This is a genomic window from Pseudomonas sp. FW305-3-2-15-C-LB1 (assembly GCF_058787615.1).
On the sequence record NZ_JBYSZX010000011.1, the window covers coordinates 170,525 to 196,225 of the forward strand.

General features: G+C 62.5%; 20 protein-coding genes and 2 pseudogenes. 8 read left to right on the plus strand and 14 right to left on the minus strand.

Going from position 1 to position 25,701, the window contains the following annotated elements:
- Positions 1–91: 91 nt before the first annotated feature.
- From araH to AC3WP7_RS21125, 7 genes are read right to left on the minus strand one after another with little or no spacing between them, the layout of a single operon-like run.
- Positions 92–1,060: an L-arabinose ABC transporter permease AraH gene (araH, locus tag AC3WP7_RS21095; RefSeq protein ID WP_102592651.1), complete on the minus strand. Its 969-nt coding sequence runs from the start codon at positions 1,058–1,060 to the stop codon at positions 92–94.
- 9 nt (positions 1,061–1,069) lie between these two features.
- Positions 1,070–2,572, minus strand: a complete 1,503-nt coding sequence (gene araG, locus AC3WP7_RS21100) for an L-arabinose ABC transporter ATP-binding protein AraG (protein ID WP_102592652.1) — start codon at positions 2,570–2,572, stop codon at positions 1,070–1,072.
- Positions 2,569–3,573, minus strand: a complete 1,005-nt coding sequence (locus AC3WP7_RS21105) for a substrate-binding domain-containing protein (RefSeq protein ID WP_092246016.1) — start codon at positions 3,571–3,573, stop codon at positions 2,569–2,571. Before AC3WP7_RS21105 ends, araG begins: the two co-directional genes overlap by 4 nt.
- Positions 3,574–3,609: 36 nt before the next feature.
- Complete coding sequence (locus AC3WP7_RS21110; RefSeq protein ID WP_102592653.1) at positions 3,610–4,473, minus strand: SMP-30/gluconolactonase/LRE family protein; 864 nt, start codon at positions 4,471–4,473, stop codon at positions 3,610–3,612.
- A gap of 33 nt (positions 4,474–4,506) precedes the next feature.
- Complete coding sequence (locus AC3WP7_RS21115; RefSeq protein WP_102592654.1) at positions 4,507–6,087, minus strand: aldehyde dehydrogenase (NADP(+)); 1,581 nt, start codon at positions 6,085–6,087, stop codon at positions 4,507–4,509.
- Positions 6,088–6,098: 11 nt separating this feature from the next.
- Positions 6,099–7,088, minus strand: coding sequence for an AraD1 family protein (araD1, locus tag AC3WP7_RS21120; protein ID WP_093528879.1), 990 nt, complete (start codon positions 7,086–7,088; stop codon positions 6,099–6,101).
- A gap of 15 nt (positions 7,089–7,103) precedes the next feature.
- Positions 7,104–8,426 carry an MFS transporter gene (locus AC3WP7_RS21125; protein ID WP_071491459.1) on the minus strand — a complete coding sequence of 441 codons (1,323 nt, stop codon included), beginning with the start codon at positions 8,424–8,426 and terminating at the stop codon, positions 7,104–7,106.
- 193 nt (positions 8,427–8,619) lie between these two features.
- On the opposite strand from AC3WP7_RS21125, the gene AC3WP7_RS21130 reads away from it, so the two are divergent.
- Both AC3WP7_RS21130 and AC3WP7_RS21135 read left to right on the plus strand, forming a co-directional pair.
- On the plus strand, positions 8,620–10,356 hold the full coding sequence (locus tag AC3WP7_RS21130; protein ID WP_093128018.1) for an IlvD/Edd family dehydratase: 1,737 nt from the start codon (positions 8,620–8,622) through the stop codon (positions 10,354–10,356).
- Between the two features lie 48 nt (positions 10,357–10,404).
- Positions 10,405–11,127, plus strand: a complete 723-nt coding sequence (locus AC3WP7_RS21135; RefSeq protein WP_093513742.1) for a FadR/GntR family transcriptional regulator — start codon at positions 10,405–10,407, stop codon at positions 11,125–11,127.
- 70 nt (positions 11,128–11,197) lie between these two features.
- Here AC3WP7_RS21135 and AC3WP7_RS21140 read toward each other — a convergent pair whose 3' ends face one another.
- Both AC3WP7_RS21140 and AC3WP7_RS21145 read right to left on the minus strand, forming a co-directional pair.
- Positions 11,198–13,324: a TonB-dependent siderophore receptor gene (locus tag AC3WP7_RS21140; RefSeq protein WP_102592655.1), complete on the minus strand. Its 2,127-nt coding sequence runs from the start codon at positions 13,322–13,324 to the stop codon at positions 11,198–11,200.
- A gap of 191 nt (positions 13,325–13,515) precedes the next feature.
- Positions 13,516–14,607: an NADH:flavin oxidoreductase/NADH oxidase gene (locus AC3WP7_RS21145; protein ID WP_102592656.1), complete on the minus strand. Its 1,092-nt coding sequence runs from the start codon at positions 14,605–14,607 to the stop codon at positions 13,516–13,518.
- Positions 14,608–14,699: 92 nt separating this feature from the next.
- On the opposite strand from AC3WP7_RS21145, the gene AC3WP7_RS21150 reads away from it, so the two are divergent.
- Positions 14,700–14,999 carry an ArsR/SmtB family transcription factor gene (locus tag AC3WP7_RS21150; RefSeq protein ID WP_170856087.1) on the plus strand — a complete coding sequence of 100 codons (300 nt, stop codon included), beginning with the start codon at positions 14,700–14,702 and terminating at the stop codon, positions 14,997–14,999.
- Positions 15,000–15,015: 16 nt separating this feature from the next.
- On the opposite strand, the gene AC3WP7_RS21155 is transcribed toward AC3WP7_RS21150, so the two are convergent.
- Together AC3WP7_RS21155 and AC3WP7_RS21160 are read right to left on the minus strand one after the other, a co-directional pair.
- Positions 15,016–16,041 (minus strand): GGDEF domain-containing protein, encoded by a 1,026-nt coding sequence (locus AC3WP7_RS21155; protein WP_102592657.1) that lies wholly within the window; start codon positions 16,039–16,041, stop codon positions 15,016–15,018.
- 26 nt (positions 16,042–16,067) lie between these two features.
- The gene (locus AC3WP7_RS21160; RefSeq protein WP_102592658.1) at positions 16,068–16,931 is read right to left on the minus strand and encodes a hypothetical protein; all 864 of its coding nucleotides are present in this window, start codon (positions 16,929–16,931) and stop codon (positions 16,068–16,070) included.
- Between the two features lie 447 nt (positions 16,932–17,378).
- Here AC3WP7_RS21160 and AC3WP7_RS21165 point away from each other — a divergent pair, with 447 nt between their 5' ends.
- The 3 genes and pseudogenes from AC3WP7_RS21165 to AC3WP7_RS21175 all read left to right on the plus strand — a co-directional run.
- A complete protein-coding gene (locus tag AC3WP7_RS21165; RefSeq protein WP_092246044.1) occupies positions 17,379–18,269 on the plus strand; it encodes a bestrophin family protein in 891 nt (296 codons plus the stop codon).
- A 143-nt stretch (positions 18,270–18,412) separates the two neighbouring features.
- Positions 18,413–19,492, plus strand: a pseudogene (locus tag AC3WP7_RS21170) (HAMP domain-containing protein); the annotation flags it as partial.
- 321 nt (positions 19,493–19,813) lie between these two features.
- Positions 19,814–20,356, plus strand: a pseudogene (locus AC3WP7_RS21175) (methyl-accepting chemotaxis protein); the annotation flags it as partial.
- A gap of 43 nt (positions 20,357–20,399) precedes the next feature.
- On the opposite strand, the gene AC3WP7_RS21180 reads toward AC3WP7_RS21175, so the two are convergent.
- The gene (locus AC3WP7_RS21180; protein WP_071491468.1) at positions 20,400–21,770 is read right to left on the minus strand and encodes an APC family permease; all 1,371 of its coding nucleotides are present in this window, start codon (positions 21,768–21,770) and stop codon (positions 20,400–20,402) included.
- A 139-nt stretch (positions 21,771–21,909) separates the two neighbouring features.
- Between AC3WP7_RS21180 and AC3WP7_RS21185 the strand changes: the two genes are divergently transcribed.
- Together AC3WP7_RS21185 and AC3WP7_RS21190 are read left to right on the plus strand one after the other, a co-directional pair.
- Positions 21,910–22,668 carry a helix-turn-helix transcriptional regulator gene (locus AC3WP7_RS21185; protein WP_071491469.1) on the plus strand — a complete coding sequence of 253 codons (759 nt, stop codon included), beginning with the start codon at positions 21,910–21,912 and terminating at the stop codon, positions 22,666–22,668.
- An 80-nt stretch (positions 22,669–22,748) separates the two neighbouring features.
- Positions 22,749–23,639, plus strand: coding sequence for a proline iminopeptidase-family hydrolase (locus tag AC3WP7_RS21190; RefSeq protein ID WP_102592659.1), 891 nt, complete (start codon positions 22,749–22,751; stop codon positions 23,637–23,639).
- Positions 23,640–23,676: 37 nt separating this feature from the next.
- Here the strand turns inward: AC3WP7_RS21190 and AC3WP7_RS21195 are convergent, their stop codons facing one another.
- Both AC3WP7_RS21195 and AC3WP7_RS21200 read right to left on the minus strand, forming a co-directional pair.
- Positions 23,677–24,897: an MFS transporter gene (locus AC3WP7_RS21195; RefSeq protein ID WP_083351571.1), complete on the minus strand. Its 1,221-nt coding sequence runs from the start codon at positions 24,895–24,897 to the stop codon at positions 23,677–23,679.
- Positions 24,894–25,568 (minus strand): RraA family protein, encoded by a 675-nt coding sequence (locus tag AC3WP7_RS21200; protein ID WP_071491471.1) that lies wholly within the window; start codon positions 25,566–25,568, stop codon positions 24,894–24,896. The genes AC3WP7_RS21195 and AC3WP7_RS21200 overlap by 4 nt, the downstream gene beginning before the upstream one ends.
- Positions 25,569–25,701: the final 133 nt, after the last annotated feature.

Below are 25,701 nucleotides of genomic sequence, written 5' to 3' on the forward strand. Positions count from 1 at the left end.
ATAGCAGAGTGTCAAAGACAGAGATGCACACTGACACACCGCTATCGGGGGCAAGCCCCCTCGCACATTTGGAACTACATTTGGCTTGGGATCAGCGTTGTTTCATGCGGTCGATGACCACTGCCAGCAGCAGGATCGAGCCGCGGATCACGTACTGGTAGAAGGTGTCGATGTTCTTCAGGTTCATCGCATTCTCGATGATCGCCAAAATCAACACGCCGGCAATCACATGACGGATCATCCCCACCCCGCCGCTCAGCGACACCCCGCCCAGCACGCACGCCGAGATCACGGTCAGCTCGAAGCCCTGTCCGATCATCGGCTGGCCGGAGGTCATGCGCGAGGCGAGGATCACCCCGGCCAACGCGCCGATCAGGCCGTGCACGGCAAAGATCAGGATCTTGGTGCGGTCCACATTGACGCCCGCCAGCAACGCCGCTTCCGGGTTGCCGCCGATGGCCATGGTGTTGCGTCCGTAAGTGGTGTAGTTGAGCAGCCAGCCGAAGAACAGGAAGCACAGGATCGTGATCAGGATCGGCACCGGCACCCCCAGCAACTGGCCGTTGCCGAAGATGAAGAACTGCTCCTGGGACACCCCCACCGCCTTGCCGTTGGCGAAGATGTACGCCAGGCCGCGCACGATCTGCATGGTCGCCAAGGTAGTGATCAGCGCGTTGACCCGCAGCTTGGCGATCACGATGCCGTTGATCAGCCCCACCATCAGGCCCATCAGCAAGGCGGCGCCAATGCCCAACAGGACGCTGTCGGTGTCGCGCATCACAATCGCCGCCACCACCCCGGCGCAGGCGATCACCGAGCCCACCGACAGATCGAAATGCCCCGACGCCAGGCAGAACAGCATGGTGCAGGCGGCGATGCCCACGGTGGAAATCGCCAGGCCCAGGCCACGCATGTTCAGCGGTGACAGGAAGTTGTCGATGAGCAAGGCGCACAGCAGGAAAATGCTCACCGCCGCCAGCAGCATCGCCCAGTTGTCCAGCAGTGCACGCAGGTCCAGAGCCTTGCGCGCCGTGGGCAGCACGTTGTGTTGAGTGGTCATAGTCGTCTCTCAGTTCGCCACGCTGCGCGGCAGGGCCAATTGCAGCAGGTTGGATTCGGTAGCGTCTTCGCGGGTTTGTTCGCCGCGCATCGCGCCTTCGCACAGCACCAGGATGCGGTCGGAGATGCCCATCACTTCCATCAGGTCGCTGGACACCACAATCACCGCAATGCCCTGGGCCGCCAGGTTATGGATGATCTGGTAGATCTCGGCCTTGGCGCCGATATCGATGCCACGGGTCGGTTCGTCCAGCAGCAACACCTTCATCGGCATCGACAGCCAGCGACCGAGAATGGCCTTCTGCTGGTTGCCGCCGGACAGGTACATGATCTTCTGCGCGGCGTTCGGCGTCTTGACCTTCATGGCCTGGATCTGCTGGTCGGCGTTGCCCTTTTCCCAGCCCTCGCGCAGCAGCCAGCCGAACGTGGAGTGGGCACCGCGTGCGCTGATATTGATGTTCTCGGCGACGCTGGACAGCGGGATGATGCCTTCCTTCTTGCGGTCCTCCGGGCACAGCAGCACGCCGGCGGCGATGGCATCCCTGGGCGAGCGCAGTTGCAGCGCCTGCCCGCACAAATGCAGGCTGCCGGCACTGGCGCGCTCCAGGCCGCTGAGCAGCCGGAACAGCTCGGTGCGCCCAGCCCCGACCAGCCCGAACAGGCCAAGGATCTCGCCCTTGCGCACACTGAAACTGATCGGCTCACGCAGGCCGGGACCGAGCAGGCCATCGGCCTTGAGCGCGACTTCGCCGTGCTCACGCGGGCGGTAGTCGTAAATGTCCTGGATATCGCGCCCCACCATGCACGTCACCAGTTGGTCATGGGTCAGCGCGCTCATGTCCTCGAAGGTGCGCACGTAGCGGCCGTCCTTGAACACCGTGACGGCGTTGCAGATGCGGAACACTTCTTCCATGCGGTGGGACACGTAGAGCACCACTTTGCCCTCATCGCGCAGGCGGGTGATGATCGCCATCAGGCGGTCGATCTCCCGCGCCGACAGGCTGCTGGTCGGTTCGTCAAAGGCAATCACATGGGCGCCACGGGACAGCGCCTTGGCGATTTCCACCAGTTGACGCTGGCCAAGGGACAAGCGCCCGAGTTTCTCGGCCGGGTCGATTTCATCCGCCAGCCCCTTGAGGCACGCGAGGGCCTGCATGCGCAGGAGCCCCCGGTTGACCACGCCGAAACGCGACGGCAAGTGGCCGAGGAACAGGTTCTCGGCCACCGTCATTTCCGGCACCAGATGCAGTTCCTGGTGGATCACCGCCACGCCGCTGGCAATGCTGTCGGCGGCGCATTTGAAGGCCATGGTCTGCGCGCCGATGTGCAGCGAGCCGCTGTTGGGAATGTAGGCGCCGCCGAGGATCTTCAACAGCGTCGACTTGCCCGCACCGTTCTCGCCCATCAGGGCGTGCACCTGCCCGGGGTGGGCGGTAAAGCTGATGCCATCCAGCGCCTTGACCCCGGGAAAGGTCTTGCCGATGCCGTCAAAGCGCAGGGCCGCAGCGGTCATTGCCACAACCCGATCTTGGTCAGTTCTTCCTTGAAGTTGGCGCGGGTGATCAGCGTCACTTCGTCCATCGCCGTGTATTTCGCAGGCTCGGTGCCTTTAGTGACCCAATCGAACATCATCTTCGCAGTGTTGTAGCCCTCGATATGCGGGCTGGGCAGCATGGAGCCAAAGAAGCCGCTTTCAGGCTTTTTCAGTTCGCCAATGGCGTCGGTGCCATTGATGCCGATACCGATCACATTGGCGGCCTTGAAGCCGGCGCTTTCGGTGGCGCGTACGCCGCCCAGCACGGTGTTGTCGTTCATGCCGCCGATGATCAGGTTTTTCGCGCCGCTGGGCAGCTTGACCAGCGCCGAGTTGGTGGCGTCCATGCTGCCGGGTACGTCGAGAGTCTTGGCGGCGGTGAACAGGATGTGGTCCTTGGGCATGCCGGCTTCTTCCAGGGATTTGACCGAGCCGTCGGTGCGTTTCTTGCCGGTGTCGAGTTCGTTGAAGGTGTTGATCACCGCGTAGGTGTCCTTCCAGTCCCAGCCGCGTTTTTTTGCTTCGGCCGCCATCGCGGCGCCCTGCTTCTGGCCCACTTCAAAGGCCGCCATGCCCAGGTACGGCACGTCCTCCATGAAGTTGCCCTTGGCGTCGACAAAGCGGTCATCCACGGCAATGACTTTCAAACCGTTGGCCTTGGCCTTGGCCACGATGGCCGGGCCGAGGGACACGTCCGGCGGGCAGATCACAAAGCCCTTGGCACCGTTGGCGGCCAGGCTGTCGATGGCCGACAGGGTCTTCTCGCCATCGGGCACGGCGATCTTGATCACGGTGAAGCCATGCTCCTTGCCGGCTTTCTCGGCGAAGGCCCATTCGGTCTGGAACCACGGCTCCTCGGCCTGCTTGACCAGGAAGCCGATCTTCACTTCTTCAGCGGCCAGCAACAGCCCGCTCAAGCTCATGGCAGAGACCGCCACAGCGGCGCAGCACAGGGAACGCAAACCACGACGACGATTCATACGGGTGACTCCTTGTTGTTGTTTTTAAAGGGGGACTTATCCGGCAAAGCGATGACAGGGTTTTCCAGGCACATCGACCTCGATGGCCAATACCGCGCCATCCAAGGGGTGTTCCAACGGGCTGGCCGCGCTGGTGATGTACAGGGTGGTGAGGTTCGGGCCACCGAACACGCAACTGGTGGGGCGGCTGACGGGCAGCTCGATGATGCGGTCGACGGTGCCGTCGGGCGTGAGGCGCAGCAGGCAACTGCCATCCCAGCGGGCGTTCCAGATGTAGCCTTCCACATCCATGGCCGAACCGTCCGGCCCGCCACGCTCGTGGGGACCGAACCACGCCTGCGCGGATTCGAGTTGGCCGTCTGGCTGGATAGCGTGGCGGTACAGCGTGCCGTCCAGGCTGTCGCCGAAATGCACCTGCCGACCGTCATCACTCCACAGCAAGGTGTTGGGAATGCCCAGGCCGCTGAGCAACGGTGTGACCTGCGCATCGGCATCGATACGAAACAGGCCGCCGGAGCGTCGCGTGATGGGCAGGTCTTCACCCTGCTCGCCAATATTGTTCTGCATGGTGCCCAGCCACAGCCGGCCCTGGGCATCGCAGCGTGCTTCATTGCCACGGTTGCCGGGTTGCGGGTCGGCCACGCACAGCAGGGTCAGGGCCTCGGTGGCCAGGTCGAGGCGATACACGCCGCTGCTCAGGGTCACCAGGGCATCGCCGCCCTCACACGGGATGAACGCCGAGACATGCTCGGGCAACTGCCACACCCGCAACTGCCCGCCCATCAGGCGCAGTGCCTGTTTGCCGGCAATATTCACCCAGTACAGTGCCTGGGTGGGCGCGTCCCAGAACGGTCCCTCGCCCAATTGCGCACGGTGCGGGGTAACGGCGATACACGACATGATGCCTCCTGGATTGTTGTTCTCAGGTGTGCGTTACAGCGGTTCGCGAGATGGCGTGCCATCCACCAGCCGCTGGATGCGCAACGGATTGGCGTTTTTCAACGCGTCGGGCAGCAGGCTATCAGGGTAATTCTGGAAGCACACGGGGCGCAGGAAACGCTCGATGGCCAAGGTGCCAACCGAGGTGCCACGGGCATCCGAAGTGGCCGGGTACGGCCCGCCATGCACCATCGAATCGCAGACTTCCACGCCGGTCGGGTAGCCGTTGAGCAGGATGCGTCCGACTTTCTGCTCCAGCAGCGGCGTGAGTTCGGCGAACTGTTGCAGGTCGGCGGGCTCGCCAATGATCGTCGCCGTAAGTTGACCGTGCAGACCGTGCAAGGCGGCGTTGAGTTGGGCCTGGTCGGCGACTTCGACGAACACGGTGGTGGGGCCGAAGACTTCTTCCTGCAGCACTTCATCGCCGTCGATCAACAGGCTCGCATCGGCCTTGAACAGCTGTGGTTGCGCCTGATTGCCGGCCTGCTGGTTGCCCGCCAGATGCTGGATGCCCGGGTGCGCCAGGAGTTTTTCCAGGCCTTTGCCGTAGCTGCCCAGGGTGCCGGCGTTGAGCATGGTCTGGGCCGGTTGCTCGCCGATCAGTTGCGCGACTTGCTGGGTGAACGCGGTGAATGCAGGCGACGCGACACCGATGACCAGGCCAGGGTTGGTGCAGAACTGGCCGCAGCCTTGTACCACCGAGGCGGTCAGGTCACGCGCGACGCTGTCGGCGCGCACGGTCAGGGCCTGGGGCAATACGATCACCGGGTTGATGCTCGACATCTCGGCAAACACCGGGATCGGCTGCGGGCGCGCCGCCGCCATGTCGCACAAGGCACGCCCGCCCTTGAGCGAGCCGGTAAAGCCCACCGCCTGGATCGCCGGGTGCTTGACCAGCGCCTCACCCACGCCACCGCCGAAGATCATGTTGAACACACCGGCCGGCATCTCGGTGGCCTCGGCCGCGCGGATGATCGCATCGGCCACGCGTTCGGCGGTCGCCATATGCCCGCTGTGGGCCTTGAACACCACTGGGCAGCCTGCCGCCAAAGCAGCCGCTGTATCACCGCCCGCCGTAGAAAACGCCAGGGGAAAGTTGCTCGCGCCAAACACCGCGACCGGCCCCAGGCCGATGCGGTATTGACGCAGGTCCGGGCGTGGCAGCGGTTGGCGGTCGGGCAGTGCCTTGTCGATGCGCGCACCGTAGAAATCACCGCGACGCAGCACCGTGGCGAACAGGCGCATCTGGCCGCTGGTACGCCCGCGCTCGCCCTTGATGCGTGTGGCCGGCAGCGCGGTTTCGCGGCAGACCAGTTCGACAAAATCATCCCCCAACGCGTCCAGCTCATCGGCCACTGCATCCAGGAACTGTGCACGGCGCGATGCGCTCAAGGCGCGGTACGCAGGGTAGGCCTGCGCGGCAGCCTTGGCGGCGGCGTCGACTTCCTGCGGCGTGGCCTGGAAAAAGGCCTGGGGCAAGGCCTCGCCGGTGCTGGCGTCGACGCTTTTCAGCGTGACGCTGCCGTTGGCGCTGCGCTGGCCGCCGATGTAGTTGTGGCCGAGAAACTGAGTCATGGGGTTCTCCATTAAAGGGTGATGACATTGCCGGGTTCGAACGCCGCAGCGCTGCTGCCGACACGGTTGACCAGCGGCGCACCGAACTCGGCCTGGCTGATCTCGAACACATCGCCGACCTGGGTCCGTATACCGTCGGCGAATGACAGCGTGGCGGTGCCGAAAAAGTGGATGTGCACATCGCCCGGCTTGAGGAACTGACGGTATTTGAAGTGGTGGTATTCGAGGTTCTCCAGGCTGTGGCACATATTGGCCTCGCCGCTGAGGAACTCGTTCTGCCAGATCACTTCGCCGTTGCGCAGAATGCGGCTGGTGCCCGCCAGGTGCTGGGGCAACTCGCCCACGCGCAACTCAGGGCCGTAGCTGCAACTGCGCAGTTTGGAATGGGCCAGGTACAGGTAGTTCTTGCGCTCCATGATGTGGTCGGAGAATTCGTTGCCCACCGCAAAACCGACACGATAGGGCTTGCTGTCCGGGCCGATCACATACAGGCCGCCGATCTCCGGCTCTTCACCGGCATCCTCGGCAAACGGTGGCACCGGGAAGGCTGCGCCGGGGCGCACCACGATGCTGCCGTCGCCCTTGTAGAACCACTCGGGTTGCACACCCGCCTGGCCAGCCGGTGGACGGCCGCCCTCCACGCCCCATTTGAAGATGCGCATGGTGTCGGTCAATGCGCTGTCGTCGCCGGCCTGGTGCATCTTGTCCCGCGCCGAGGCACTGCCCAGGTGAGTCAGGCCGGTGCCGCTGATCAGCATATGGGCCGGGTCCGGGTGGTCCAGCGGCGGCATAATTTTCAAGTCGGCCAGCAGCGCGGCGTAGTCATAGCTGTCGCCCAGGCCCAGGCTGTCCACGTGTTGCGCCAGGCCTACGCCGGCGTCGATGGCAGCCAGGGCCAATTCGCGCACGCTGTGGGCTGTCTGTACTTCGCGCACCTTGGTGGCGTCGACCACGCCGACACGGCGGTCTCCGTTACGCAACTCGAACTGAACTAAACGCATGACTGTTCTCCTGGATTAAGGTCGGGTGGCGCCACGGGCACTGGCGGCAAATTGGTCGGCAGGCAGCACGTGCCTGCGCTCGAGCAGGCGGTAGACCACAACGGTCAGGACCAGCCCGAACAGCATCACCCCGGACAAGAAGTACAGGCCTGAGGCGAGGTTGCCGGTGTATTCCTTGAGCGCGCCGATCACGAACGGGCCGATATAGCCGCCGAGGTTGCCCACCGAGTTGATCAACGCAATGCCCGCCGCCGCACTGGCGCCCGCGAAGAAGCGCCCGGGCAAGGTCCAGAACACTGCCGTGCAGGAGAACATCGCGAATGCCGCCAGGCACAGCGCTGCCATTTGCAGCACCGGCACACTGAGCGCGGCACTGAAGAACAGCCCAATGGCGCCCAGCACGTAGAGCACCGCAAGATGGCCGTAGCGGTCGTTCAAACGGTCGGAACTGCGCGGGATGATCAGCAGGCCGATGATGCCGAAGAGATACGGCACCGCAGAGATAAAGCCGGTGACCAGATCAGTGCCGCCGAACTGCTTGATCAGGGTCGGCAGCCACAGGCCCAGGCCGTAGATGCTCAGGGTCACCGGCAGGTAGAACAGCGCCAGCAGCAACACGCGTTGGTCTTTCAAGGCATGCAGGGGGTTGCCGTGACGGGTTTGGCCGTAGGTTTGCAGGTCTTTGGCGAGTTCGCCGGTGAGCCAGGCCTTTTCGTCGTCGCTCATCCAACTGACCTGTTCAGGGCCATCTGGCAGGAAGCGCAGCACCGGCCAGGTCAGCAGGATCGCCGGGGTGCCAATCACGATGAACAGCCATTGCCAGCCGTGCAGGCCAAGGATGCCGTCCATGCCCAGCAAACCGCCGGACACCGGACCGGTGATCATCATCGCGATGGGTTGCGACAGGATGAACAGCCCGAGGATCTTGCCGCGATGGCGCACCGGGAACCACTGGGTAATGTAGTAGAGAACGCCGGGAAAGAACCCCGCCTCCGCCGCGCCGAGCAGAAAGCGCATCACATAGAAGCTGTGCGGGCCCTGCACAAAGGCCATGCCGATGGTGATGGCGCCCCAGGTGATCATGATCCGCGCAAACCAACGGCGTGCGCCAAAGCGGTCGAGCATCAGGTTGCTGGGGATCTCGAACAGGAAGTAGCCAATGAAGAACAACCCCGCACCCAGGCCATAGGCAGCATCGCCAATGCCGACGTCGGCGCCCATGTGCAACTTGGCGAAGCCCACGGCGGAACGGTCCACGTAGGCGATCAGGTACAGCAGGATCAGGAAGGGAATCAGTTTCAGCGTGATGCGCCGAATAAGCCGCAGTTCCTGGCTCATGGGGGTCGATCTCCGATTGTTGTTTTTATAGAAGCTCGGGGGACGCCTCTCGCGAAAATCCGCCAGGGTCATACCTCAGTTGAGATCGACTATATAGTAGGACTATTTACAAAACAACTCTTCCAAAGCAGCGTTTTTGCGCTTATGTTTAAGCACGCATAGAACATATAGTCATACAATAAGAGAATCGATCATGCCTGATAAAAAGCCCGGCCTCCGCTCCGCCCAGTGGTTCGGTACCGCCGACAAGAACGGCTTCATGTACCGCAGCTGGATGAAGAACCAGGGCATTGCCGACCATCAGTTCCATGGCAAGCCGATCATCGGCATCTGCAATACCTGGTCGGAGCTGACCCCGTGCAATGCGCATTTCCGCCAGATCGCCGAGCACGTCAAACGCGGCGTGATCGAGGCCGGTGGCTTCCCGGTGGAGTTTCCGGTGTTCTCCAATGGCGAGTCGAACCTGCGTCCCACCGCCATGCTCACCCGCAACCTGGCGAGCATGGACGTGGAAGAGGCGATTCGCGGCAACCCGATTGACGGCGTGGTGTTGCTCACCGGTTGTGACAAGACCACCCCGGCCCTGCTGATGGGCGCCGCCAGTTGCGACGTGCCGGCCATCGTGGTCACCGGCGGGCCGATGCTCAACGGCAAGCACAAAGGCCAGGACATTGGCTCGGGCACCGTGGTGTGGCAGCTCAGCGAACAAGTGAAAGCCGGCACCATTACCCTGGACGATTTCCTTGCAGCCGAAGGCGGCATGTCGCGCTCGGCGGGCACCTGCAACACCATGGGCACCGCGTCGACCATGGCCTGCATGGCCGAGGCACTCGGCACTTCCCTGCCCCATAACGCGGCGATTCCGGCGGTGGATGCGCGGCGTTATGTGCTGGCGCATATGTCGGGCATGCGTGCCGTGGAGATGGTGCGCGAAGACTTGAAGCTGTCGAAGATCCTCACCAAAGAGGCGTTTGAAAACGCGATCCGTGTGAACGCGGCCATCGGCGGCTCGACCAATGCGGTGATCCACCTCAAGGCCATCGCCGGGCGCATCGGCGTCGAACTCGACCTGGACGACTGGACCCGCATGGGCCGTGGCATGCCGACCATCGTCGACCTGCAACCTTCGGGGCGCTTCCTGATGGAAGAGTTCTACTACGCCGGCGGCCTGCCCGCCGTGCTGCGCCGCCTGGGTGAAGCCAACCTGATCCCGCACCCGAATGCACTGACCGTCAACGGCAAGTCCCTGGGCGAAAACACCAAGGACTCGCCGATCTACGGCCAGGACGAGGTGATCCGCACACTCGACAACCCGATCCGCGCCGACGGCGGCATCTGCGTGCTGCGCGGCAACCTGGCGCCGCTGGGCGCGGTGCTCAAGCCCTCCGCCGCCAGCCCGGAACTGATGCAGCACCGTGGCCGTGCGGTGGTGTTCGAAAACTTCGACATGTACAAGGCGCGCATCAATGACCCGGAGCTGGACGTGGACGCCAACTCGATCCTGGTCATGAAAAACTGCGGCCCCAAGGGCTACCCGGGCATGGCCGAGGTCGGCAACATGGGCCTGCCGGCCAAGCTGCTGGCCCAGGGCGTGACCGATATGGTGCGAATCTCCGATGCACGCATGAGCGGCACGGCGTACGGCACAGTGGTGTTGCACGTGGCGCCGGAAGCCGCTGCCGGCGGACCATTGGCCACGGTCAAGGAAGGCGACTGGATCGAACTGGACTGCGCCAACGGCCGCCTGCACCTGGACATCCCCGACGCAGAGCTGGCGGCACGTATGGCAGACTTGGCGCCTCCGCAGAACCTCATCGTCGGCGGCTACCGCCAGCTGTACATCGACCATGTGCTGCAGGCCGACCAGGGCTGCGACTTTGACTTTCTGGTGGGTTGCCGTGGGGCGCAAGTCCCACGGCATTCCCACTAATTGGGATGCTATGATGCCGCGTCTTTAAGTCAGAGCCTCCCCGTCGTTATGGATCACCAGCCGCCAAAGCCGCGCAAGAGCCAGCATGCCCAGATCGTTCAGGACTTGGGCATGCACATCGTTTCCGGCCGTTTCAAGCCGGAAGAACGCCTGCCCATGGAGGCCACGCTCTGCGAGGAGTACCAGGTCAGCCGCTCGGTGTTGCGTGAAGCCACGCGGGTGCTCAGTGCCAAAGGCCTGGTGTACTCCAAACCACGGGTGGGCGCGGTGGTGCGGCCTCGCGTGAAGTGGCACCTGCTCGACCCGGACGTGTTGTCCTGGTTGATGCAGTCCACGCCCCACAGCGAGTTCTTCAACACCCTGGCCGGTGTGCGGCGCATCCTCGAACCGGAAATCGCCGCCATGGCCGCGACCACCGCCACCGACGAAGACATTGCCACCATCGAAAAAGCCTACCTGGGCATGGAAACCGCACAGACCCACGAACAACTGCTGCAGGCCGACCTGGACTTCCACCGCGCCATCGCCGATGCCACCCGCAACGACCTGCTCGCCTACATGTGCAACATGCTGTCGCTGCCGTTGCGCGAGTCGATCAACATCACCAACCGCCGCCCGGACATCCAGGGCCTGAGCCTGCCCCGGCACAAGGCGATCCTCACCGCGATCCAGAACCGCGACGCCCTCGGCGCCCGGCATGCATCGCTGGTGCAGCTGGATGACACGCGGGTGGCGTTGGATACGGTGATGAACGTGCTTACGCCGCTCTGACTTCAAGGGGTACACAGAACCAAATGTGGGAGGGGGCTTGCCCTCTCCCACATTGAAACTGTGCTAGGCATTAGAGGGTGTAGGCGATGCCCACCTGCACCGTGCGTGGCGCGCCTGGGTAGGCGTAGAAGTTGCCGAACGCGCCTTCCTCGAAATCACGGTTGAACAGGTTCTTCACATCCAGGTTCAGGCGCACCTTGTCGTTGACCTTGTAGTAGCCCAGCAGGTCGACCACGGTGTAGGCGTCCATCGAGAAGGCGGTGTTGGAGGTCTGGCCGACCCGTTCATCGACGTATTTGGCGCCCGCGCCCAGCCCGAGCCCCTTGAGGCGGCCGTCCTGGAACTCGTAGACATTGAGCAGGCTGAAGCTGTTGCGCGGGATGTTGGCCAGGGGTGAGCCGACGCGGATGGTGTTGTCTTTGGTGACTTCGGCGTCGACGTAGGCGTAGCCGCCGATCACGCGCCATTCAGGGGTGAGGTTGCCGGCCACGTTGAGGTCAAAGCCGCGGCTGCGCACCTGGCCGGCGGCGACACTGAAGGTCGAGTCCAGGGGGTCGGTGGTGAGCACGTTTTTCTTCTCGATCTGGTAAACCGCAGCATCGACGCTCAGTTGACGATCCAGCGCTTCCCATTTGATGCCCATTTCGTAGGACTTGCCCTTCTCCGGCTCAAACCCACCCCCCTGGCGGCTGGCACCTGTATTCGGCTTGAACGAGCGAGCGGCATCGGCGTACACCGCGACGGTGTCGGTGAGGTCGTAGGTCACGCCTACGCGCGGGGTGACCGCGTTATCGCTGGCCTCCCAGCTTTTACCGTCTGGCACATAGGTGTGGTAGTCGTGCTCGAAGCGCTCGAAGCGCGCGCCGGCGAGTACCTTCAGGCGCTCGGTCAGGGCCACTTGGTCCTGGACGAAGGCGGCGTAGGTCTTGAGGTTTTCCTTGTCGTGGGTCGGCGTGCGCGTGAGCGCCGGACGCGGCTGACCGTAGACCGGGTTGAAGATATCGATGGGGTAGGCACCCACCGCGCCGCTGGAGCGCTGGATGATCGACTTGTAGTCGTAGTCTTCGAACTCGACGCCGGTGAGCAGGGTGTGGTCAAAACCGCCGGCGGAGAAATGCCCGGTGAGGTTGAGTTGGGTGTCCTTGTCGGTCCACTCCAGCTTGCGGTAGTTGAAGTTGCGACCCAGGGTACGACCGTCAGCGGCCAGACCGTTGGCTTCGATGGCGTTGCCTTGCAGGGTGCCATCGAGCCATTGAAAACCACCGCCCAGGGTCCAGTTGTCATTGAGCAGATGCTCGAAACGCAACTGGGCCATGCTGTTGTCGTTGTGCAGCTTGCCGACGTCTTTGTCGCCCCAGAAGGTATCGCGGGACGCCGTGCCTTTCTGAGTGGCAAAGCGTGTCAGCCCGCGATCCAGCGGGTGGTTGTTGCGCATGAAGTCGCCTTCGAAGATCACCTTGGTGTCGTCGCTGGCCTGCCAGGTGAGCACCGGGGTGACGCCGTAGCGCTCGGTCTCCACATGGTCGCGGAAGGTGTCGCCGCCCTCGCCCACCACGTTCAGGCGATAGGCCAGGCGACCCTCCTCGTCCAACGGGCCGGAGGCATCCAGGGTGCCGCGCTTCATGCCCTGGTCATTCAATTGGCTGCCGAGGGTGACCGTGCGTTCGGCCAACGGTTGCTTGGTCACCACGTTGAAGGTGCCGCCGGGATCGCCACGGCCATAGAGCATGGTCGCCGGGCCGCGCAGCACTTCCAGGCGTTCGATGGTGTTGGCGTCCGGCATGTTCGGGTAGCCACGGTTGATCGGGAAACCGTTGCGGTAGAACTCGCCGGTGGTAAAGCCGCGCACGGTGAAGGTCGTGAGGCCCTGCCCGCCGAAGTTGTTGGCGCGTCCGACACCGCCAGCGTAATCCAGCGCATCCTGCAGGCGAGTGGCGCCGATGTCTTCGACCACCGCCCTGGACACCACGCTGATGGACTGCGGGGTTTCATGGATCGAGGTGTCGGTGCGCGTCGCACTGGCTGAACGTGTGGCGTGGTAGCCCTGCACCGGCCCTTGGGCGGTCTCGTAATCCGCCTCGCCGGTGACATTGGTCGCTTGCAACTCAAGGCTGGCTTTCTCGGTAGCAGCAACCTCTGCCCAGGTGAACGAGGAAAACGCCTGAAGCACGCAGAGGGAAATCAGGGTACGACGCATGGGTGTGGAACCTAGTGAATGAGCCAGATGGGACGGCAGACCTGCCAAGAATTCGCGAGGGATGGTATATCAAGTGATTCGCGGTTGACATCTATTCTCATTCGCTATTTTTCGCGCATCGACTGTGTATCAGCGCTGACGCAGGCAAAAAAAAGCCACTCAATCGAGTGGCTCATCGTTGACGCGTGACCTCAGCGATAACGTTCCAACCAATGCGCGTAGGGCGCTGGCAAGGTCCACGAGGACTTCTCGACACCCAGTTCCTTGGCCGCGAAGTACGCCCAATGCGGGTCGGCCAGATGCGCACGCCCTACCGACACCAGGTCCAGGTGCCCGGCCTGCAACGCGCCTTCGGCCAGTTGCGGGGTGCCGAAGCCCCAGGCCGAAGTCACCGGGATACCGGCTTCGCGACGCACGCGCTCGGCAATCGGCCCCATGAACGCAGGCCCCCACGGGATGTTAGTGTCGGGGACGGTGAAACCGACGCTGACGCTCAGCAGGTCCAGGCCACCGGCCTTGAAACGGCGGGCCAGTTCGATGGACTCGGTGAGGGTCTGCTCGTCGCGACCGTCGTACTCGATCACACCGAAACGTGCGGTGAGCGGCAGGTTTTCCGGCCAGACTTCGCGCACGGCAGCCAGGGTTTCCAGGAGGAAACGACTGCGGTTGTCGAAGCTGCCGCCGTAGGCGTCGGTGCGCTGGTTGGAGTGCTCGGAGAAGAAGCTCTGGCCCAGGTAGCCGTGGGCGAAGTGCAGCTCGATCCATTCAAAACCGGCGTCGCGGGCACGGCGGGCGGCATCGACGAAGTCCTGGCGCACCCGGGCGATGTCGTCCAGGGTCATGGCGCGAGGCACCTGTGGCAGGTTGGCACCGAAGGCGATGGCCGAGGGTGCGATGGTTTCCCAACGGCGGGCGTCGGAGGCGGCGATATGGTCGTCCCCTTCCCACGGGCGGTTGGCGCTGGCCTTGCGGCCGGCGTGGCCGATCTGGATGCCCGGCACGGAACCGGCGGCCTTGATCGCCTGGACCATCGGCACGAACGCCTCGGCATGCGCATCACTCCAAAGCCCCGCGCAGCCTGGGGTGATCCGACCTTCCGGCGCGACGGCAGTGGCTTCGACCACCACCAGGCCAGCACCGCCACGGGCCATGCTGGCCAGGTGCACGAGGTGCCAGTCGTTGACGATGCCGTCATCGGCCATGTATTGGCACATCGGCGGGATAGCGATGCGATTACGCAGGGTGACATCTTTTAGTTGGAACGGTTCGAACAATGCGGCCATGGGGCGACTCCAGTGAGCAGGTGGTTGATTCGATAGTTCGATGGTAATCGAACTATGGTATTCAACGATAGCCCCCTGTTATGATTCGTTTCATGCGAGCCTTCAAACACCCTCCCCTGCAAGACCTGACCCTTGAGCGCGTGCTATACGCCCTGAGTGATCCGGTGCGCCTGGAAATCGTGCGCTGCCTGGCCGGCGTGCCCGAGGCTACCTGCGGCGAATTGGACGGTGGGCGACCGAAGTCGAGCATGTCCCATCACTTTCGGGTGTTGCGCGATGCCGGGCTGGTGCAGACCCGAAGCGTGGGGACCACGCACATGAATGCATTGCGCGCGGACGACCTGGAAAGCCGCTTCCCCGGCTTGCTCGCGAGCATTCTGGCCCAGCACTGAGGCCCGTCTGTCCGTTTCATCTGGAAGCGGTCACTGGCTCGCCATCCAGATACACACAGTCCTTGCCATTGTGCTTGGCGGCATACAGGTTGCGGTCGGCGCACTTGAGTACCACTGACATATCGGCACCCACCGAGAAATGCGTCATACCCGCGCTGCACGTGTAGTGATGGGGCGGCGGGACACTGCCACGAATCGCTTGCAGCAGCCGCGCAGCAAAATCAGTGGCCGCCCCAGGGTCATCCCCCACCAGCAACACGCCGAACTCCTCTCCCCCGATCCTGCCGAAGCTGTCGCTGCCCGGCGTGGCTTTCAGGCAGTGCGCCATCGCACAGAGAATCTTGTCACCGACATCATGGCCAAACTGGTCGTTTTTCAACTTGAAGCTGTCAATATCCAGCATCATGAAATAACCGCACTGCCCCTCGGCGATCACCTTGGCGAAACGTTCGATAAAGGCCCTGCGGTTCAGGATGGAGGTCAAGTAATCCGTTTCTGCCAGTTCCCGGAACTCACTCTCGACCAGCAACACAGAGCGCAGGTTCTTCACGTAGGAATAATTCAGGATAAAGCCGATCGACACCGACGCCAGGCAGAACATCACCAGGTAAACCTCAACCCCGACGTAGATCGACATATGAACAGCTGGCCACAGCATCGACCAGATCAATGCAGCGCCTATCAAGAAATCCTGGACTGCGATAAAGAGCAAGGCACTGCTCAGCACCAGAATCACCGCCAGCGGTAGAGCAAATACCTGCAACGCCTGATCGGTCTGCATCACCAACGCAAAGCCGCCGGCCAACACCGCCATATAGACCACACCGAACGCCCGCCAGGCCAGGAAATTGGTCAACCGCCGGTGAAATCGACACAACGCTGTCAAACACACGGTAATGAGCACGGTGTACCACCCGAACTCCAGCACCGGATCCACCAAGAGCACCCACCACCAGGCAATCAGGCCTATCCATTCCGCCTGGGCAACAGCGGGCGACAATAACCTCTGCATCCTTGGCCTGAGCTTTAAGTCAGCCGGCATCTCAACACTCCCTGCGCATAAGTTGCCTATATTTTGCTGGCTTGGCCCAATTCGATACTTTGCAGGGTGATTGCAAATGAATACGCCATGAAACGGCGCACCAACTTTACAAAGGGCGGCAATACTTCCAACTGCGTCTTGGAATGCACTTTAAAGCAACCTTTTTCAACACCCTCCTGAACCAGACGAATCACATGGGTCTTGGACACTGAAAGTCGCGTCGCCAGTGAAAGATAAGAAGACGTCCTGAAACTTGCGCCCTGACAGTCCAAGGAACAGGCATCGTTATAAATCGCCAACATCAGCATATGTCCGGCATCGCGGTTAACCAGCCAGTCACATTCCGGCAGCAATACATCGATGGTCAGCTTATTTGAAAGAAGGGTGGCAAAACCTTTGAAATAAAGTGCCAGGAAGGCTCGGTCGTCCAACTCACTCATCCGCTGGACCTGCGCTTCACTGGGGCACATTGGTCCCAGCGGCTGCACCACGGAATTGAGCATCGACCTGACTTCATGGCAGGCCTGCGCCGATGGGCTGAACACTCGGAAACGGCTGTCGTCAGGGTGGCCGGCGACCTTCATGAACCCCAGTGCCCGGAACAGCAGGAAGATCGACTCCAGGCTGTTCCTGGAACAGAAGCCGCGAGCCACGCAGAACGCTTTCACGTCGGACAACAACGGCGCGGGCTTGGAGAAATATTCACTCAGCAGCGTGAAGGACACCATCAAACGGTTGAACTTCAGCGCTGTCTTGTAGAAAAACGGTCGTTTTGAATAGGGAACCAGCAGAATGGCGTAGTGCGCGCGAATACTGCATTCAAATTCCCCGTGACGTTCCAACACCCGCGCGGAATGATCCAACGCCCACTTCAACGAACTGACGCACATGAGAAAGAGCCCTGATCAACCTACTGGAATTCACTGATCGATGGCGCAGCACTTCTGCAACCAGGTCTCACAACAACTCACGTCGTAAACACCACCAGTGATGGCGTTTTGCCTCGAGCGCAATGTATCGCGATTAACCCGACAGACATCATCGCTACCAAAATTGTTCCAAAACGTATTGGCGTCCCTAAAACAACCCACTCATACACGCCCATGACAGCTGCGGTGCTTCGCTGCCTTTAAATATATCCAAGCGTTGTGATGAAACTGTTCAATCGACCTGTTCGCCGATGCCATTGAATCCTGGCGGCACTGGAAGAATTGCGACGACTCTCACGGGAGCCGGTGAGCGCTACTTAAACGATTCAGGCCCTGGGGCGAACCTTTCACCGCGACCCGCGTCCGAGCTAAGGCACCGTTGCCTGCCACTCACCGCGAGGTCTCCGTTTGAAAGCCGCCATCCTCAAAAAGTACCGCCTGATCATCAAAACCATGGGCTACGTTGGCTGGGCGCTGTTCTGGCTGCTGCTGTGGGACGTCGCCGTCACCGTGGACTTCATGCTGTTTCTCACCTACAAGATCAATCTGCCGCTGATGCCCCTGACCCTGCTGGGTTCGGCGCTGGTGGTGCTGATCAGTTTCCGTAACAGCAGCGCCTACAACCGCTGGTGGGAAGCCCGCACACTGTGGGGCGCGATGGTCAACAACTCGCGCAGTTTTGCCCGTCAGGTGCTGACCCTGCTGGACGACCCCGACGACGAAGTGAACCCGGTCAAGGCCACCCTGCTGCGTCGTCATGTGGCCTATGTGAATTGCCTGGCCGCGCACCTCAAGGGCCAGCCGTGCCCCGAAGAAGTCCGCGCGTTTATCCCTGGTGACGAGTTTGCGCGCAACGGCGCCACCAACAACTTTGCCAACGATATCCTTACCGGCTCGGCGGCGTTATTGGCCCGGGAGTACAAGGTCGGTCACCTCGACAGCATCCGTCTGGCGCGGCTGGAGTCGACCCTGGTGGACCTGTCCAACGCCCAGGGCGGCATGGAGCGGATCGCCAACACCCCGCTGCCCTACCCTTACGTGTACTTCCCGCGGCTGTTTATCTCGCTGTTCTGCCTGATCGTGCCGGTGGGCCTGGTGGAGTCCCTGGGTTGGTTCACCCCGCTGGCCTCGACGGTGGTGGGGTTCATGCTGCTGGCCATCGAGCGCATCGGCACCGACCTGCAAAGCCCGTTCAACTCCAGCGAACACCAGATCCAGATGGACACCATCTGCGAAACCATCGAAAAAAACCTGCAGTCGATGCAGCGTGATGCGCTGGGTGGCGAGCGCATCGGTTAAACCCTCCCTCAGCCCTCAAGTGCGTGCCCGCGCAGTCGATATACAGAGGGTACGCATGGGCCACACCCCTTAAAACAACACATGCGACGCTCGACGCTACTGTTTTCTCCTTGCCAAAATTATAAATACCCGCGGGTGAAGTCATGAATATCAAGCAAAAGCTGACCTGGGCGTTTGCCGCCATCGCGTGCGTCCCGGTTATTTTGGTCGCTGTATTGGTTGTACTGAATCTGCGCGAGGGGGCCCAGGCCAATTTCCTCGACAGCAGCGGCCGCGAGATCCGCCAGATCGACAATGGCATGAAGCAGTTCTTCGACGGCATCAGCCAGAACGTCGAGTATGTGGCCAAGGACCCGCGCGTTGTCGCGGCCAAGGACCTCAAGAGCTACGCCGGCGCCGATGCCGCGCAAATCCCCCTCACCCCCACCAACACAGCGCTGCTGGAGATTTTCGACCAGTTCGCCAAGAGCCATCCGAGCACCGCCTACCTGTCCCTGGGCCTCGCCGACGGCGGCTACGCCAGCTGGCCCGACGACACCAAGCTGAACAACTATGACCCGCGCGTACGCCCCTGGTACCAGGCCGCCATCGCCGCGCCGGGTAAAACCGTGCGCACCGGGGCCTACTATTGGGCGCCGGACGACGTGACGCTGATCGGCACCGTGCACACCGTCACCGACGCCGCCGGCAAGATCCTCGGCGTGGTCGGCCTGGACGTGTCGCTCAAGCAGCTCACCGAGTTGGTGCGCAACATCAAGCTCGGCGACAGCGGCTACCTGATGCTGGTGGAAGGCAACGGCAACGTGCTGGTCGACCCCAGCGACGCCAAGCACAATTTCAAGCCCCTGGCCGATCTGGGCCCCAACTACGCCGAGCTGGCCAAGCGCGGCGACGGCGTGAGCCAGATCGATATTGATGGCGTGGCGTACATGGCCAACATGGTCAGCTCCAAAGACCTGGGCTGGCGCTTTATCGGCCTGATCAAGCGCGACGAAGTGATGGCCGGCGCGACCCGCCTTACCTGGTTGATCGCGGCGATTGCCGCCGCGCTGGCCGTGGTCTTCGCGATTGTCGGCGCCAGTTTCGCCAGCGTGATCGTACGTCCGATTCGCGGCGTGGCCGACGGCCTGCAAGAGATCGCCGAAGGTGAAGGCGACCTGACCCGCCAGCTCAAGGTGCAAGGCAAGGACGAAACCGCCAGCCTGGCCGGCTGGTTCAACCAGTTCCTGAGCATGATCGCCCAGTTGGTGCAGCGCATCGGCAACGCCTCGTCCGACCTGCAAACCGCCGCCGCCGACACCAGCGAAGTCGCGCACAACATGAACCAGGCCGCCGGTCGCCAGCGTGAAGCGGTGGAACTGGTAAGCACAGCGTTCAACGAAATGGTGGCCACCGCCAACGAAGTCGCGCGCTCCTGCAGTGCCGCCGCCACCAGTGCCGACGAAGGCTACCGCGATGTGCACGACGGCCAGCAGCACATCGGCGAAGCCACCGGCAGCGTGCTTCAGCTCAGCGAAGACCTGCAACGCTCGACCCAGACCATGCAGCAGTTGGAGCAGGACAGCAAAAACATCAACACCATCCTCGACACCATCCGCTCGATTGCCGAACAGACCAACCTGCTGGCGCTCAACGCGGCCATCGAGGCCGCCCGTGCCGGTGACCAGGGCCGTGGCTTTGCGGTGGTCGCCGACGAAGTCCGCGCCCTCGCCCGTCGCACCGCCGACTCCACCGGCGAGATCGACAGCCTGCTCGGCAACCTCGCCCGTCGCACCCAGGAAGTGACGCAGCAGATGCAAGGCAGCCTGCTGGTGTCCCACACCAGCGTGGAGCGCATCCAGCAGGCCCGCGACAGCTTCGACAAGATCCGTGGCTCGGTGGACTCGATCCGCGACCAGAACACCCAGATCGCCACCGCCGCCGAAGAACAGCACCAGGTGGCCGAAGAGATCAACCGGCACATCGCGCAGATCCATGCCGATGCGCAACTGGTCGAGGGGTTTGCCCATTCGGCGCAGACCGGGTCGGGTCGGCTGACGGATATTTCGGGTCAGCTCAAAGGGTTGGTGGGACGCTTCAAGTTCTGATCCATCCTCCGCAGGGGCCGGCTTGCCGGCTCCACAGGATCGGTCACCCCACCTGAAGCTCCGTGGAGCGCCCGGTGGCCTTGAAGAACACCAACACGACAATCCCCAGCGCAAGCCAGCACGTGCCGCCGACCTTGGCATAGATATCAGAATTGACCAGCACATAGCTGATGATCACAAAGCCGATCAATGGCACCAGCCCATGCACCAACCGACGACCGGCGCCGCGGTAGTGCCAGGCCACGGCGACATGAAGCAGCAGGAACGCACTCAGCGCACCAAAGTTGCACATCGACGCCAGCAGATTGATCTGTCCCACGAAGAACAAGCCCAGCACCAGGCTCAAGCCCGCGACCAACAAGGTGGCGCGCTGCGGCACGCCGGTGACCGGGTGCACCTGGCTGAGAAACTGCGGCAGTTGGCGATCGCGGGCCATGGCAAACAGCAGGCGCGAGGTGGCGGCCTGGGCCACCAAGGAATTGGCGATGGCGGCGCCGATGGCCACGGCCAGGGCGATCACCACTTGCAACCACGGGCCTGCCACCAGGCGGCCGATTTCGTAGAACGCGTTGTTCGACGCATCGGCATCCGGGTACTGCACCAGGTTGGGCTGCAACAGCGCGGCCAACCAGGTTTGCACCATGAACAATGCCGCTACCAGGGTCAGTGCCCACAAGGTCGCACGCCCCACCGCCCGGCTACCGCCACGGGTCTCCTCCGACAGCGTGGAGATCGCATCGAAGCCCAGGAACGACAGGACCGCCACCGACAATGCGCTGAAGATCAGCGGCAGGGAAAACTCAGCCGGGTTGTACAGTGGCTTCAGGGTCCAACTGGCACCATTCACGCCGTTGCTGATCGCGATACTGGCCAGCACCACAAACACCACCAGCACCACCAGCTGCCCATAAAGGAACAAGCGATTGGCGCGCGCAGTGGTCTGGATACCGCGCAGGTTCACCAGAGTGTTCAGTACCACGAAAAACACGATCCACAATGGCTGAGGCACCGAGGGGATCACATTGGCCATGGCATTGGCACCGATCACATACAGCAACGTCGGCACCAGCAGGTAATCGAGCAGGATCGCCCAGCCCGCAAGAAACCCCAGCTGGCTGTTCAGCCCACGCCCCACATAGGCATACACCGAACCGGCGACCGGAAACGCATGGGACATCTGCTGGTAGCTGATCGCGGTGAACAGCATGGCGACGAAGCCGATCAGGTACGTCAGCGGCACCATGCCGTGGCTGGCGTCGAACACCCCGCCAAAGATGGAGAATGGCGCCAGCGGCACCATGAACACCATGCCGTAGATCAGCAGGTCGCCCAGGCTCAGCTGGCGCTTGAGTTGTTGGGTATATCCGAAACGCGCAAGCTCCGCGCTGTCACCGGGGGTGGAAGGATCGATCATGATGACGCTCCGCAAGGGTTGGACAGAAGCTTCACTCTAGGGCGTTACAGGCCGGCAGCTGTATCCTGAAAAATACTAGGTTTTGGCCTTGGCAGATTGTTTGCTTGGAAAACCGCGCAACCCAACGCCCGGAGGCGCCATGCACACCGACCTGATGCGATTCAGCGAGCAACTCGCCCACACCACGACGCTGGACGCGTGCCTGGCCGAGGTTCAGGCCGCCACCGACCAACTGGGTTTCAAGACGCTGATCTACGATTACGCCCCCGTGCCGGTGAGCCACGAGGGGGCGCTGATCACGCCGTCGGTGTTCAAGACCCTGAATGCCCCGACCGACATGCACACGTTGTGGTGTGAGCGCGGCTATTACCAGATCGACCCGGTGCAGCAATGCGCAGCCCGCCGGACTACGCCATTTGTCTGGTCATTCAGCGCGGACACGCACTGGAACGGCGCCCTCACCGACGCCCATCGCCCGGTGGCTCACTATATTCGCGACTATGGCTTGAGCACCGGACTGACCGTGCCGCTGCACTTGCCCGATGGCGGCTTTGCCACACTGACCGCCATTGTCGACGGCACGCCCGACGGCGCCGAACGACAAGCCCAGCACAACCTGGGCGAGATGCTGGTACTGGCCCATGCCTTCCAGTCCAGGGCCAGCGAGTTGCTGGCGCCGGCCGAACGCTGCTGCACCCACATCCACCTCACCCGCCGCGAACGCGAGTGCCTGCAACATTCGGCCAAGGGGCTTACGGCCAAGGGCATTGCCGCCACCCTCAACCGGTCCCAGGCCACGGTCAACCTGCACCTGGTGGGTGCCGCGCGCAAACTGGGCGCGCGCAACCGCGTGGAAGCGGTGGTCCGTGGCCTGCATTACCGGCTGGTGGAGATCTGAGAACCTATAACTTTTGCCAGTGCCCCTGACGGCACGCTTTGACTAGCCTGTACCTCATTGATCCCCAGGAGGTACACAGCATGCAGGTTCGCGAAGGTTATGCCGAGTTCCGTGGGCACCGGACATGGTTCCGGGTCACGGGCGATCCGGACTCGGGGCGCCTGCCCCTGATCGTTGCCCACGGCGGCCCCGGTTGCACCCACGACTACGTCGACAGTTTCAAGGACCTGGCCGCCACCGGTCGGGCGGTGGTGCACTACGACCAGATCGGCAATGGCCGCTCGACCCATCTGCCGGATGCGCCCCGCGAATACTGGGTGGTGGACCTGTTTCTCGCCGAACTGAACAACCTGATCGCTCATCTGGGTATCCGTGATTACGCGCTGCTCGGCCAATCCTGGGGCGGCATTCTGGGGGCCGAGCATGCGGTACGCCAGCCGATCGGCCTCAAGGCACTGATCATCGCCAACTCACCGGCGTCCATGGCGCTGTGGTCCGAGGCCGCGAATGAGCTACGCCAGGCACTCCCTGCGGATGTGCAGGCGACGCTGCAACGCCACGAAGCAGCAGGCACCACCTCCAGCGCCGAGTACCGCGCAGCATCGGACGTGTTCTATGCGCGCCATGTATGCCGCATCCAGCCGATGCCCGCCGAAGTGGCGCGCACCTTCGCTGCCATCGATGCGGACCCCACGGTCTACCACGCCATGAACGGCCCCACCGAATTCCACGTGATCGGCAGCATGCGCGATTGGACGATCATTGATCGCTTGCCTCGCATCCAGGTGCCGACGCTGTTGATTTCCGGTCGCTACGATGAAGCCACCCCCGCAACGGTGCAGCCATTCGCCGACGGAATCGCCAACGTGCAGTGGCAGATATTCGAGGCGTCCAGTCATATGCCCCACGTGGAAGAACGAGAAGCGTGCATGGCCTGTGTGGCGGCATTTCTGGAACAGCAACCGAGCTAGCATGCCGGGTCAAGCCGTGGGCCGTGCGGGGGTGTTCTCACCCGCGCGCGCGGCTGATCCGCCAACTCGCCAACTGATAAAGCCCCAGTAAACCGCCCGCCAGCAGCAGTGTCCATTGCACACTCAGCGCCGCCGCCAACAAGCCTGCAAGTAACCCGCCGATGGCTTCAAAGCCGAAGCGCATGGCGATATAGAACGCGATCACCCTGCCCCGCAACGCTTCGGGCGCGGCGCTTTGTAGAGTCATGTTGCTGCTGACATTGCTCGCCGTGATGCCAAAGCCCAACCCAGCCAGCGCAACCAGCGTGAGCCACAGCGGTGGGTCGGCCGCCACCGCGCATAACGAAACCGCACAGACCACCGCGCCCATGGCGATGATGCGGCCCAATCGTGAGGTGCTGCCAGCGAAAGCGAGAAAGATCGTGGCCACAAAAGCCCCCGCGCCCGCAGCGCCCCATAGCCAGCCCAGGGTCTGCGCGTCGCCGCTGAACGTGTGCTTGGCCAGAATCGGCAGCAGCACCGTGTAGCAGGAGGCGAGCAGATTCACCATCACCACACTGATCAGCAAGCGCCGAATGGACAGTGTGCCCCACAGGTAGCGCAGGCCTTCGCGGAAAATCTCCCCGGTCGACCCCTTTGCCCGCACGGGCGCACGACTCTGCACCTTGCCCAGCCCGATCAGCAACATACCGAAGGCGATAGCGGTGAGAAGGAAGCAACCGGCCTCACCGCTCCAGTTGATCAGCAAACCGGCCAGCGGTGGGCCGATAAAGCGCGCGGCGTTGATCAGCATTGCATTGAGCACGAGGGCATTGGGCAGGTCGTTGGGGTCATCGACGAAGCTGGCGATCAAGGCCTGGCGCAGAGGCGTTTCCAGGGCGTTGAGCAAACCCAGCAGAAGCGCCATGGCAATGATCACTTCACGGCCCATCCACTGCTGCCAGGTCAGCACGGCCAGGGCCAGCGATTGCAGGGCCAGGGCGGCCTGCACCGCCATCAACAGGCGACGCTTGTCGTGGCGGTCGGACCAGGCGCCCGCCAGCGGCCCGACCAACAGCTGCGGCAACAGCGTCAAAAACGCAATGGCCCCCAGCAGTACGGCCGAGCCCGTCAGGTGGTAGGCCAGCCATGACAGCGCGACCTGTTGCACCCACTTGCCCAGGGTCGAGAGACCCTGACCGACAAAGTAGATCTGGAAATTGCGATGGCGCAGCGCGCGGATGGGCGTGGGCCATCGGGAGGTAGACGCAGGATTCAAATAAACTCACAGCCCTTTTGTTTCAGGGATTCAAGGACCCAGGAGCGGTCGTTTTCGCCCAGTGCAATCTGTTCCAACTGCTTCTGTTCGGCGGCATGTTTGGCACTGGCGCGATCATACACCTCACCGACCTGCTCGAACGGCACGCAGAGCAATCCATCTTCATCACCGATCACCAGATCGCCCGGTTCGATCACCATACCGGCCAGGGCAATCGGCACATTCACCTCGCCAGGTCCGTCCTTGTAAGGGCCGCGATGGGTGATACCGGCGGCGAACACCGGGAAATCCCCGGTGCCGATGCTGGCTGCGTCGCGAATCGCGCCGTTGATCACAATACCCGCCACACCTTTCTTGATCGCATAAGCCACCATCATCTCGCCAATCAGCGCGTTGCTCAGGTCACCGCCGGCATCCACCACGATCACGTCGCCGGGCTCAGCGATGTCCAGCGCGTGATGCAGCATCAGGTTATCCCCCGGCCGCGCCTTTACGGTGAGCGCCGGCCCGACCAATACGCCCGTGCGATGCATCGGTTGCAGGCTTGCGCCGCCGGCGGTAAGGCGGTGCATGGAGTCGCTGATATTGGCGACAGGCACGCTCCGGTAACGCTCGACCCACTCAACGGCGACCTTGCGTTGCTGCTTGAGCACTCTGAATCCGATGGACATGGGGTATTCCTCTGATGATTTTTGTTTGTTTTGAAACGCCATTTCGAAATTAACACCACAAATTCAAATCAACAAGACTCAAGCCCAACCCAGGCATCAAATGACCAGCGGTACCACTCCTGAAAAACCAGCA